This window comes from Ramlibacter sp. Leaf400 (assembly GCF_001424545.1).
Lineage (GTDB): Bacteria > Pseudomonadota > Gammaproteobacteria > Burkholderiales > Burkholderiaceae_C > Ramlibacter.
This window is the reverse complement of record NZ_LMQL01000009.1, coordinates 345407-356807: the sequence shown is the minus strand read 5'-3', so window position 1 is coordinate 356807 and position 11401 is coordinate 345407. Positions and strand designations below refer to the sequence as shown.

At 72.0% G+C, this 11401-nt stretch carries 11 protein-coding genes; 4 read left to right on the top strand and 7 right to left on the bottom strand.

The features are described 5' to 3' along the window. The first annotated feature begins 103 nt into the window (after positions 1 to 103). Both ASG30_RS09945 and ASG30_RS09940 read left to right on the top strand, forming a co-directional pair. Complete coding sequence (locus tag ASG30_RS09945) at positions 104 to 1321, top strand: M20 aminoacylase family protein (RefSeq protein WP_055895435.1); 1218 nt, start codon at positions 104 to 106, stop codon at positions 1319 to 1321. A 30-nt stretch (positions 1322 to 1351) separates the two neighbouring features. Continuing rightward, the gene (locus ASG30_RS09940) at positions 1352 to 2344 is read left to right on the top strand and encodes a Bug family tripartite tricarboxylate transporter substrate binding protein (RefSeq protein WP_055895434.1); all 993 of its coding nucleotides are present in this window, start codon (positions 1352 to 1354) and stop codon (positions 2342 to 2344) included. Between the two features lie 62 nt (positions 2345 to 2406). Here the strand turns inward: ASG30_RS09940 and ASG30_RS09935 are convergent, their stop codons facing one another. From ASG30_RS09935 to ASG30_RS09925, 3 genes are all read right to left on the bottom strand, one after another. Then, positions 2407 to 2838, bottom strand: coding sequence for a DoxX family protein (locus tag ASG30_RS09935; protein WP_055895432.1), 432 nt, complete (start codon positions 2836 to 2838; stop codon positions 2407 to 2409). Positions 2839 to 2890: 52 nt separating this feature from the next. Further along, positions 2891 to 3253 (bottom strand): hypothetical protein, encoded by a 363-nt coding sequence (locus tag ASG30_RS09930; RefSeq protein ID WP_055895430.1) that lies wholly within the window; start codon positions 3251 to 3253, stop codon positions 2891 to 2893. A gap of 140 nt (positions 3254 to 3393) precedes the next feature. Beyond that, a complete protein-coding gene (locus ASG30_RS09925; protein ID WP_055895428.1) occupies positions 3394 to 4086 on the bottom strand; it encodes a Crp/Fnr family transcriptional regulator in 693 nt (230 codons plus the stop codon). Here ASG30_RS09925 and ASG30_RS09920 point away from each other — a divergent pair. Beyond that, positions 4065 to 5723, top strand: a complete 1659-nt coding sequence (locus tag ASG30_RS09920; RefSeq protein WP_055895427.1) for an adenylate/guanylate cyclase domain-containing protein — start codon at positions 4065 to 4067, stop codon at positions 5721 to 5723. The genes ASG30_RS09925 and ASG30_RS09920 overlap by 22 nt on opposite strands. A 191-nt stretch (positions 5724 to 5914) precedes the next feature. Next, entirely contained in the window at positions 5915 to 7147 is a 1233-nt protein-coding gene (locus ASG30_RS09915; protein WP_055895425.1) for a pyridoxal-phosphate-dependent aminotransferase family protein, read from the top strand. A 1-nt stretch (position 7148) separates the two neighbouring features. Here ASG30_RS09915 and ASG30_RS09910 read toward each other — a convergent pair whose 3' ends face one another. From ASG30_RS09910 to ASG30_RS09895, 4 genes are read right to left on the bottom strand one after another with little or no spacing between them, the layout of a single operon-like run. Next, the gene (locus ASG30_RS09910) at positions 7149 to 7943 is read right to left on the bottom strand and encodes a fumarylacetoacetate hydrolase family protein (protein WP_055895424.1); all 795 of its coding nucleotides are present in this window, start codon (positions 7941 to 7943) and stop codon (positions 7149 to 7151) included. Then, on the bottom strand, positions 7924 to 8901 hold the full coding sequence (locus ASG30_RS09905) for a Bug family tripartite tricarboxylate transporter substrate binding protein (RefSeq protein ID WP_055895422.1): 978 nt from the start codon (positions 8899 to 8901) through the stop codon (positions 7924 to 7926). The genes ASG30_RS09910 and ASG30_RS09905 overlap by 20 nt, the downstream gene beginning before the upstream one ends. A gap of 32 nt (positions 8902 to 8933) precedes the next feature. Further along, positions 8934 to 10328 (bottom strand): amidase, encoded by a 1395-nt coding sequence (locus tag ASG30_RS09900; RefSeq protein WP_055895421.1) that lies wholly within the window; start codon positions 10326 to 10328, stop codon positions 8934 to 8936. Between the two features lie 6 nt (positions 10329 to 10334). Then, positions 10335 to 11375, bottom strand: coding sequence for a TRAP transporter substrate-binding protein (locus tag ASG30_RS09895; RefSeq protein ID WP_055895419.1), 1041 nt, complete (start codon positions 11373 to 11375; stop codon positions 10335 to 10337). Positions 11376 to 11401: the final 26 nt, after the last annotated feature.

Here is an 11401-nt window from a genome sequence, read left to right as displayed (position 1 = left end):
GACCGATTATCGGCAGCGACAGGCGCTGCCCGCCGATGGACGGCAGGGCCTGTCTACCCCGGCAGGCGCAGTGTTCCTAGACTTGCCCCCAAGGAAACCCGCCATGTCGTACACGTTCGAAAACGCCGCCGCCGTCGAAAAAGTGCTGCCCGCCGTGCGCGAGGTCGCCCCCGAGATGGTCTCGCTGCGGCACCAGATCCATTCCCATCCCGAGCTGGCCTACGAGGAGCACGTCACCAGCGAGCTGGTGGCGGCGCGCCTGGCCGAGTGGGGCTACGAGGTGCACCGCGGGCTGGCCGGCACCGGCGTCGTGGCCACGCTGCGGCTGGGCCAGGGCACGCGGCGCCTGGGCATCCGCGCCGACATGGACGCGCTGCCGATCCACGAGACCACGGGCCTGCCCTACGCCAGCAAGGTGCCGGGGAAGATGCACGCCTGCGGCCATGACGGCCACACCAGCATCCTGCTGGCGGCCGCGCGCGTCATCGCCAGGGAGCGCAGCTTCGACGGCACGCTCAACCTCATCTTCCAGCCGGCCGAGGAAGGCCTGGGCGGCGGCCGCCGCATGGTGGAGGAGGGCCTGTTCGACCGCTTCCCCTGCGACGAGGTCTTCGCGCTGCACAACATGCCCGGGTTCCCGGCGGGCAAGTTCGGCTTCAAGGAAGGCCCGTTCATGGCCTCGTCCGACTCCGTCACCGTGACAGTGACCGGGCGCGGCGGTCACGGCTCCGCGCCGCACCTGGCGGCCGACCCGGTGGTGGCGGCCGCGCACATCATCGTGGCGCTGCAGACCATCGTGTCGCGCAACGTGGACCCGCGCGAGATGGCGGTCGTCTCGGTCGGCGCCATCCACGGCGGCGATGCGCCCAACGTGATCCCGGGCAGCGTGCTGATGCGCCTGACGGTGCGCGCCTACCGGCCGGAGATCCGCGCCATGCTGCGCGAGCGCATCACGCAGCTGGTGCAGGCCCAGGCCGCGACGCTGGGCGTCGGCGCGGAGGTGGACTACCACTGGCGCTACCCCGCGCTGGTCAACGACGAGGAGCCCACGCGGTTCGCGCGGCAGGTCGCGCTCGACTGGCTGGGCGAGGACGGCCTGCTGCCGCCGCTGGCGCCGCTCACCGGCAGCGAGGACTTCTCCTTCATGCTCGAGCGCTGCCCGGGCAGCTACCTGATCGTGGGCAACGGCGAGGGCGAGCACCACCGCACCGGCGGCTGCATGGTCCACAACCCCGGCTACGACTTCAACGACGCGATCCTGCCGATCGCGGCCAGCTACTGGGTGCAGCTGGTGCGGCGCTTCCTGTCGCCGCAAGGCTGACCCCTTCCCACCTCCTGCACTCGAGTCGCCATGAACCGCCATCCTTCTCCTGTTTCGCGCCGTGCCGTGCTGGGCGCCCTGGGCGCGACGGCCGCCGCCTTCGCCGTCCCCGCCTTCGCGCAGGCCAGATACCCGGCCAAGCCGATCAAGCTGCTGGTGGGCTACGCGCCGGGCGGTTCGGTGGACATGGCCGCGCGCGTCGCGGCGGACATCCTCTCGGCGAAGCTGGGCGCGACCGTCGTGGTGGAGAACCTGGCCGGTGCGGCCGGCGTGGTCGCGGCGCAGCGCGCGGTGAGCAGCCCGGCCGACGGCTACACGCTGCTGGCCGGCTCCAGCAACGAGATGGCCGCCACGGCGCTGGTGAACCCCGCGCAGCGCTACAGCCCGCAGAAGGACCTGACGCCGGTGGGCCTGATCGCCACCGCGCCCGTGCTGCTGGTGGCCGCGCCCAGGGCGGGCGTCAAGAACCTCGACGAGTTCATCGCGCTGGTCAAGCGCAGTCCGGGCAAGTACAGCTACGGCAACTCCGGCGTGGGTTCGACCCTGCATTTCGCGGGCGAGCTGGTCAAGCAGCGCGCCGGCATCTTCCTGACCCACATCCCCTACCGCGGCACGGCCCCGCTCACCAGCGACCTGGTCGGCGGCACGCTGGACTTCGCGATCATGTCGCCCACCGCCGCGGCGCCCTTCATCCAGAGCGGGCGCATCGTTCCTCTGGGCATCACTTCCGCGAAGCGCTTTCCCACGCTGCCGCAGGTGCCGGCGCTGGGCGAGCATCCGCAGCTCAAGGGCTACGAGCTCACCGGCTGGTTCGCGCTCGCAGGCCCCAAGGACCTGCCGGCCCCCATCGTCCAGGCCCTGCGCGAGGCACTGCAGTCCGGCCTGACGGACCCGGCGATCCGCCGCCGGCTGGAGGAGGGCGGTTCCGTCCCCGGCACGGGCAAGGAAGACCTCGCCCGCATCATGCGCGAGGACACGGCCAAGTACGCCGAGCTGGTGAAGTTCGCGAACGTGCGCGAGTGATCGTGGACCTGCGCGAGTGATCGCGCGCACGTCGCGTTGCCGTCCGGCATCTCCGGGGCGCGTCAGGCCCTGGCGTGCCGGGCCATGACCGGCGCGTCGTCCAGGCTCCAGCGTCCCGCTCCCACCGAGGCCAGGAGCAACAGGCCGGCCAGGATGCCGACGTTCTTGAAGAACATCTGCTGCTGGAGGGCGACCTGTTCCGCCGGGACGGCCCAGAAGCCATGGAAGATCGGCGTGACCACGGCGACGAAGAGGGCCAGGCCCAGGGCCGCCCAGCGGGTCCTGAATCCGGCCAGCAGCAGCACGCCCAGGCCGAGCTCGGCCCCGATGGCGATGGCCGCGCACAGCTCCGGCAGCGGCACGCCCTTCGACGCGATGTAGCCCGTCAAGCGGGCGAAGCCGGCGATCTTGGCGAATCCCGACGGGATGAACAGCAGGGCCAGGCAGAGGCGGGCGGCGAGCGCCGCGGCATTCAGGGGAATGGAAGTGGGCATCGGTTGTCCTTGGAGGGCGGCAGGCGAGGGCCTGCCGCAATGTCTTGTTCGATCAATGCGCCGCGGCGGGCTGGCCGGCCAGGCGCAGCGCGGGCGCGTCGCCGTCACGGTCCTGGGCCAGGTAGCCGGAGCCGCTGTCCTCGGCGGTGAAGGCCGCGACCTTGTCGCGCTCGGCGAGGTATTCGGCCGTGACCTGCGCGCGGCTGCGGGTGCCCTTGAAGCCGGCGAGGGCGTCGAACTCGAGCGCCCACGGATTCGTGCCCGAAGCGCGGAAGGCGTTCATCTGCGCGACGACCTCGGCGCGCGAGGCGGTCGACGCGAACGGCACGGTCTCGACGGTGATGTCGTCCGCGAAGGCATTGCCGGCGGCGGCGGAGGCGGCGAGAAGGAGGGCGAGGGCGGCTTTGCGGTTCATGGTGGTTTCCTTTTGAGTGCTGTTGGGTGCCGGTGGCTCGTGAAAGCCTTGGGCCGACAACCCGGACTCTAGGGATGCACCTGCCGGGGGTAAGTGCGTTTTCGCACCGGAAAACGCAGCCGGCCCGAGCCGCGTCTGCGTCAGGAAGCGAGCGACCGCAGCCGGTCGAGGTCGCGCACCACCAGGGCCGTGCCGTCCTTGGCCAGCACGCCGGCCTTCACCAGCGCCGACAGCTCGCGCGTGACCTGCTCGCGGTAGGTGCTGACCAGGCTGGCCATCTCCGCATGCCGCGGTGCCGGATCGATGCGCGCGGTGTTGCCTTCCACCTGGCCGGCCCGCGCCAGCCGCAGGAGCTCGTCGAGGATGCGGCGCTGCACGGTGCGGGTGCTCAGGTCCAGCACGCGGCCGGTCAGGCGCCGCACCAGGTCGGTCAATCGCAGCAGCACGCGCTCGTTGACGATCCACTCCTCGCGCAGCAGGGCGCGGAACTCGGCCGGGGGCAGCGAGGCGATCACCGTGGACGCGAGCGCCACCACGTCGACCGACCGCGGCAGGCCGTCGAGCGCGGAGACTTCGCCGTACGAGGTGCCCGCGGCCAGGTCGCGGAAGCTGGTCTCGCGCCCGCCTTCGGAATAGCTGGTGATCCGCACGCTGCCCGCGACGATCATGTGCAGGTCGCGGTCGGCGGCCTCGCGCGAGACCAGCCGCTGCCCCGCTTCATAATGCCGCCAGCCGCACTGGCGGCTGATCGCGTCGAGCCGCGCGGCGGGCAGGCCCTGCAGCAAGTCGATCTTCCTGAGTCCCAGGCTGGATGGCCGGATCGTTCCTGACATTGCTCAATTCGCGTCCTGGTTCCAGCCGCGGGCTTCGCCTCGCGTCGGGCATCGTCCTCTTCGCCTACGTCGCCACCCACCTGCTCAACCACGCGGCGGGGCTGGTCTCGCTGGCCGCCGCGGAAAGCTCGCGGGAGTGGTTCGTCGCCGCCTGGCGCAGCCTGCCGCTCACGGTGGTGTTCTACGGCGCGCTGCTCGTCCACATCGTACTGGCATTGACCGCGCTGCACGCCCGCCGCACGCTGCGCATGCCGCCCCTGGAGTGGGGGCGCATCGTGCTGGGGTTGAGCGTCCCGTTCCTGCTGGCGTCCCATTTCGCGTTCACCCGGCTGGCCCACGAACGGTTCGGGCTGCAGGACGACTACACGCGCGTCGTCACCACCCTCTGGGCCAACGACGCCGGCGGGCGGCAGATGGCCCTGATGTGCATCGCCTGGCTGCACGGCTGCATCGGCATCCACCTCGTCCTGCGCCACCGCAAGGGCTGGCGCGAGCGCTTCCACCTCGCCTTCGCGGCGGCGCTGCTCCTGCCCGTGCTGGCGGGCCTGGGCTTCCTGGCGATGGCGCGTGAGCTCGCGTCCTCGCCCGCGGCGCGCGCGCCGGGCGCGCCGGTCGGCACGGCGCAGGCGGCGCAGCTGGCCGCCGCGGTGGACTGGATCACCGTGTCCTTCGGGGCGGCCCTGGCCTTCGTGCTTTCGAGCAGGCTGTGGCGCTCCTGGCGAGAGCAACGTCGGGGCCTCCTGGTCACGCTCACCTACCCGTCGCGCACCGTGGCCGTGCCGCGCGGCTGGTCGGTGCTGGAGGCCAGCCGCGAACACGGCATCCCGCACCTGTCCCTGTGCGGGGGCCGGGCGCGTTGTTCGACCTGCCGGGTCCGCGTCGCCGGCGATCCGGCGAACTGCCCCCCGCCTTCCGCCCAGGAGCGCCGCACGCTCAGGCGCATCGGCGCGCCGGCGGGCGTGCGGCTGGCCTGCCAGCTGCGCCCGCTGGGGCCGGTCGCGGTCACGCCGCTGCTGTCCGCCTCGGCCTCCTGGCGCGCGCCCCGGCAGACCGGCGTGGAGCGGGAGGTCGGTGTGCTGTTCGTGGACCTGCGCCGCTGGACCACGCTCTCGGAGCGGCACCTGCCGCACGACCTCGCCTATGTCCTGGACCGCTTCTTCGACGTGGTGGGCCAGGCCGTGCGCGAGGCGGGCGGTGTCCCCAACCAGTTCATCGGCGACAGCGTGATGGCGATCTTCGGGCTCGACACGGACCTGGCCACCGCCTGCCGCCAGGCGCTGAGGGCCGCTCACGCGATCGAGGCCGGGATCGACGCGGAGAACGAGCGGTTCCGCGCCGAGCTCGGCCAGCCCCTGGGGTTCGGCATCGGCCTCCATGCGGGCCGTGCCGTGGTCGGCGAAGTCGGCTGGCAGGAGACCCGCACCTTCACGGCCGTGGGCGACGCGGTCAACACGGCGGCGCGGCTGCAGGAGCTGTGCAAGAGCTTCGATGCAAGGCTGGTCGTGTCGCAGGACGTCCTGGACGCCGCCGGCGTGGAGGCCGGCAGCGCGCCCCGGCACATGCTGCCCCTTCGCGGCCGGCGCAAGTCGCTCGCGCTCCGGGCGCTGGCGTCGGCCCGCGACCTGCCCGCGGATTGAGGCCGGGAGGGCGCGGGATCCCGTGCAGCGGGGCAGACTCGCCTGGCGTCCATTCCGCCCCGGAATAAGTCTTATCGCGCAGCCTAGCCTTCCGGCGGCGCGCAGCGCGGCCTAGAGTCCCCCGGCGCCCTGGCGTTCCTTGCCACTGCATCGCCGCAGCACGGGCGCACATAACCCGAGGCCACAGAACGATGCTGAACCTGAACTTCCATCCGGCCGGGCGCCACTTCCTGCAGATCCCCGGGCCGTCGCCGGTGCCGGACCGCCTGCTGCGCGCCATGAGCTACCCCACCATCGACCACCGCGGCCCGGAGTTCGGCGCCCTGGGGCGGCAGGTGCTGGCCGGCATCCGGCGCATCTTCCGGACGCAGCATCCGGTGGTGATCTACCCGGCGTCCGGCACCGGCGCCTGGGAGGCGGCGCTGGCCAACACCCTCAGCCCGGGCGACGCGGTGCTGATGTTCGAGACCGGCCACTTCGCCACGCTGTGGAACCGGATGGCGCTGCGGCTCGGACTGCAACCGGAGTTCCTGCGGTACGAGGGCACGGACCCGCACCTGCCCGAGGCGCCCGGCTGGCGCCACGGCGTGCAGGCCGGCCAGATCGAGGAGCGGCTGCGTCGCGATCCGCAGCACGCGATCAAGGCCGTCTGCGTGGTGCACAACGAAACCTCCACCGGCGTCACCTCGGACATCGCGGCGGTGCGCCGGGCGATCGATGCGGCCGGGCACCCCGCGCTGCTGATGGTGGACACGATCTCCGGGCTGGCCTCGGCGGACTACCGGCACGACGAGTGGGGCGTCGACGTGACGGTGAGCGGCTCGCAGAAGGGCCTGATGCTCCCCCCGGGCATCAGCTTCAATGCGCTGTCGCCGAAAGCGGTCGCCGCCAGCAAGACGGCCACGCTGCCCAGGTCGTTCTGGGCCTGGGACGAGATCATCGAGATGAACCGCACCGGCTACTGGCCGTACACGCCCAACACCAACCTGCTGTACGCGCTGTCGGAAGCCATAGCCATGATCGAGGCCGAGGGCCTGGAGCAGGTCTTCGCCCGCCACCAGCGGCTGGCCGCCGCCTGCCGCGCCGCGGTGCAGGCCTGGGGCCTGGAGGTCCAGTGCGCCGACCCGGCGGTGTACTCCCCGGTGCTCACCGGCGTGCTGCTGCCCCAGGGCGTCGACGCCGACAAGGTGCGCGAGGCGGTCTACCGGCACTTCAACATGTCGCTGGGCGCCGGGCTGGGCAAGGTGAAGGGACGGATGTTCCGCATCGGCCACCTGGGCGAATGCAACGACCTCTCGCTGGTCGCCGCGTTGGGTGGCTGCGAGATGGGCCTGAAGCTCGCCGGCGTGCGCCTGCGCGAGAGCGGCACGCTGGCCGCGCTGGAGCACCTGGGCCGCACCGCGGCCCGCCAGGACCGCGGCTGAACTACAGCTGCACGAACGCTTCGCCGATGCCGTCGAAGCGGACCTGGACCGCGTCGCCCGGCGCGGCGGGCAGCATGCCGCACCAGGTGCCCGTGGTGACCACCGTGCCGCGCCGGACCGGCCGGCCCGAGCGGGTCGCATGGCGCAGCCAGGTGGGCAGCAGCCAGGCGGGATCGCCCAGCGAGTGCGTGCCCCGGAAGACCCGCGGCTCGCCGCTGCCGATGGCGACGGTGCACGACTGCTCGGCCCACGCGCGCGCCTCGTAGGGGCGCCAGGCGCCGAGCACCAGGGCGCCGTGCGACTGGAGGTCGGCCAGCTTCAGCAGCGGCGGCGCCTGTAGCCCCTGCGCCCAGCGCGAGTCCACGATCTCGATGGAGACGGCCATCGATTCCACCAGCGACGTGGCGTCGGCAGGGGTGAGACTGGCCGCGCGGGCCGCGGACACCTCGGCGCCCAGGCGCAGCGCGATCTCGGCTTCGATCACGCGCAGCCGGAATGGATGCTCGCGGGCGTTCGCCGGGCTGGTCCACACCCCCTGGGGCGGCAGCGGGGCATGGGTGAGCACCGCGTCGCGCGACGGGCCCCCGGACTTCCAGAACATCTCGCCCGCCGGCCTGGCACCGAGCCCGTCGGCGACCTGCTGCTGCACCTGGTAGGCATCGCCCGGCCCCTGCAGCAGCGCCGCCATCGCGGCGGCGTCCGCCGGCGGGCCGCCGCGCCGGGCGATCAGGAGCGCTTGCGCCACCCGGCCCGTGCCGGAGCGGCCGGTCGTGTCGTCAGCCGTCGACGCGGACATTGGCTTCCTTCGCGACCTTGGCCCACTTGGCGATCTCCGAGCGCTGCAGTTCCGCAAAGCGCTCGGGCGATCCGCCGCCGTCCTCCACGCCGAAGGTGTCGTACTTCTCGCGCACCTCGGGCATCGCCAGCACGGCCTGGATGTCCTTGTTCATCTTCTGCGCGATCGGCGCGGGCAGCTTGGCCGGGCCCGAGATGCCGTACCAGTTGAACGTCTCGAATCCCGCGAAGCCCTGCTCCTGCATGGTGGGCACGTCGGGGTAGGCCTTGACGCGCTTGGCGCGCGTCTGCGCGATCGCGATCGCGCGGCCCGACTTCACATGCGGCGTCGCCGCGGTCATGGTCTCGAAGCTGTACTGGATCTGCCCGCCGACCAGGTCGGTGAGCAGGGGGCCGCTGCCCTTGTAGGGCACGTGCAGCGCATCCAGCCCGGCGCGCAGCTTGAACAGCTCCAGCGCGAAGTGCTGCGCGGTGCCGGCGCCGGCGGAGCCGAACGTGACCCGCCCCGGCTGCGCCTTGCACAGCGCCACCAGGTCCTTGACGGTCCTGGCCGGCTGCATCGCCCCGCCGATCAGCAGGTTGGGCGTGAGCCCCAGCAGGGCCACCGGCACGAAGTCGCGCTCCGGGTGGTAGCGCAGCTTGGGCAGCACGGCCGGCGCCAGGGCGTGGCTGTTGATGGTGGTGAGCAGCAGCGTGGAGCCGTCGCCGGCCTGCTGCGCCACGTAGTCGGCAGCCACCGTGCCGGACGCTCCGGCCTTGTTCTCGATGACCACCGGCTGCTTCCACACGTCCGCCAGCTTCTGGCCGAGCACGCGGGCCAGCGCGTCGGCCCCGCCGCCGGGCGGAAAGCCGACGACCAGCTTGATCGGGCCGCTGGGCCAGGCTTGCGCCCGGACGGAGGGAAGGGCGATGGCAGCCGCGGCCGCGGCCGCCGACTGCAGGACCAGCCGTCTTTGCATGTTCGGTCTCCTCGAAGCTAGGGAAAGGGTGCTTACAACGCGGGCCAGCGGTCGGCCCAGGGGTGGGCGGCCTCGTAGGCCGCGCCGAGATCCAGCAGCGTGTCGTCGCTGCCGTAGCGTCCCACCAGCTGCATGCCGATGGGCAGGCCCTCGCGCGAGGGCTCGCAGGGCAGGGCCAGCCCCGGCAGCCCGGCGGCGTTGACCCAGCCGGTGTAGACGGCGTGGCCGCGCGGGCCGACCTCCTGGCCGTCGATGTGCGTCGGGAAGGCGTCCTGCGCTTTCCACGGCAGGGCGGCAGCCGAAGGCAGCACGATGACGTCGATGCCCTCGAACAGGGCCACGCTGTCGCGCCGCAGCTTCTTGACCTGCTCCAGCACCTGCCACAGGCGGGCGGCGGGGATCTCCCGGCCCTTGTGCGCCATGTCCAGGTACTTGGGCGAGGCCTGGGCCGCCCATCCTGGATGGCGGTCGAACATCTGCGCCAGCCCGACCTGGCCGATCTGCGGCCAGGCCTCGGCATAGAAGTCCAGGTCCAGCGGCAGCGCGCCGGTCTCGACCCGGTGGCCCAGGGCGGCCAGGCGCGCCACCGCACGGCCGACGCTCGCCGCGATCTGCGGATCCAGCGGCGCGCTGCCGAAGCGCTCCACGTAGAGCACGCGCAGCGGCGCGGACGCGCGAACCTGCGACCGCGCCTGTTCCGCCGCCAGCGAGGAGCGGTCCACCGGCGCAGGGCCGCGCATCACATCGAACAGCAGCCGCGCGTCGGCCACCGTGCGGGCCAGCGGCCCGATCACCTCGAAGTCCAGCAGCAGGCTGGGCAGCACGTGCTCGCGCGGCACCGCCGACAGCGAAGGCTTCAGGCCCACCAGCCCGGTGTGCGAAGCGGGGCGGCGGATCGAGCCGCCGCCGTCCTGGCCGATGGCCAGCGGCGTGATGCCGGCGGCCACCGAGGCCACCGCGCCGCCGCTGGAGCCGCCGGGCGTGAGCTCCAGGTTCCAGGGGTTGCGGGTGACGCCGAACACCGGGTTGTCGGTGTAGCCCTCCAGCGCGAACTCCGGCACGTTGGTCTTGCCGATGACCAGCGCGCCGGCGGCGCGGGCGCGCGCCACCGCCAGCTCGTCCTGCCCGGTCGCGTGCCCGCGCAGCGCCGGGCAGCCCCAGGTGGTCGGCAGGTCGGCCGTGTAGAGGCTGTCCTTCACCGACAGCGGGATGCCGTCCAGGGGCGACAGCGGCCGTCCCTGCGCATGGCGCTCGGCGGAGGCGGCCGCTTCCCGCAGGAAGTCGGGGTCGCGCCGCGCCACCACCGCGTTCAGGCGCGGGTTCACCGCCTCCAGCCGCGCGAGGCAGGCCTGGGCCACCTCGCGCGGGGTCAGGCTGCCGTCGCGGTAGCGGCGCTGCAGTTCACTGGCGGAAAGCTGCCAGGTCATGGGCGCTTACTTGATGCCGACCACGGGGCCCACCACCTGCTTCCAGGTCGCGGAGCACTTGTCGTAGGACTTGTCGCAGACCTCGCTCCAGGTCGGCAGCGAGACCGTGTTGAGGGCGTCGTGGATCATCTTCAGGTCGGCGGGCTTCACGGCCACTTCGGTCATCTTGTACTTCTTGACCGTCTTGCAGGGGTCCTTGCCGACGTTGCAGCGCACCGCGTCGTCGAAGAGTTCCTTGGAGTACGTCCACACCTCGCCCTCGAACTTCTGGAAGGCGGCGGTCAGCTTGGCCTTCTGGTCGGCCGGCAGGGCCTTCCACTTGTCCAGGTTCATCGCGTACGCGTTCAGCGCGATCTGGAAGCCGATCGGCATGAAGTGCGTCGTCACCTCGGGCCAGCCGGCGGAGTTGGCCGAGCTGGGGCCGGTGATGGCGCAGTCGGTGACGCCGCGCTCCAGCGCCTGCTGGGTCTCGCCGAAGGCGATGGTGACCGGGATGCCGCCGATCTTCTCGATGAACTTGGCCAGCGAGGCGTCGTACACGCGGACCTTCTTGCCCTTCAGGTCGGCCAGGCCGGTGATCGGCACCTTGCAGAACACCACCTGCGGGCCGAAGGCGTAGATGCCCAGCAGCTTGCCGTTGTAGCGCTCCTGCAGGCGCTTGTCGAAAGCCTCGCGGTAGGCGTCCACCACCTTTTTGCCGGTCTCGTAGTCGGTCGACAGGCCCACGATGTCGGGGCCGAGGAAGAAGGGCTCGTCGCGCGACACCTGCGCCAGGCGCAGCGTGACGATGTCGAACAGGCCGGACTTGAGCACCCGCAGGCCATCGGCGTCCTTCACGCCCAGCACGTCCATCGGCTTGTAGTCCACGTCGATGGGCAGGCCGGTGTTCTTCGCGAAGTTCTCGAAGAAGGGCTGTTCCTTGGTCTGCTGGATCAGGCCGGTGGCCACCAGGTTGCCGGCGGCTCGCAGCTTGAGGTTGTCGGCACTGGCAGTGCCGGCGACGACGGCCAGCGCGGCGGCGGCCAGCGCGATCTTCAGGGTTTTCATGGCAGGGCTTCCTTTCGGTTTGGGAG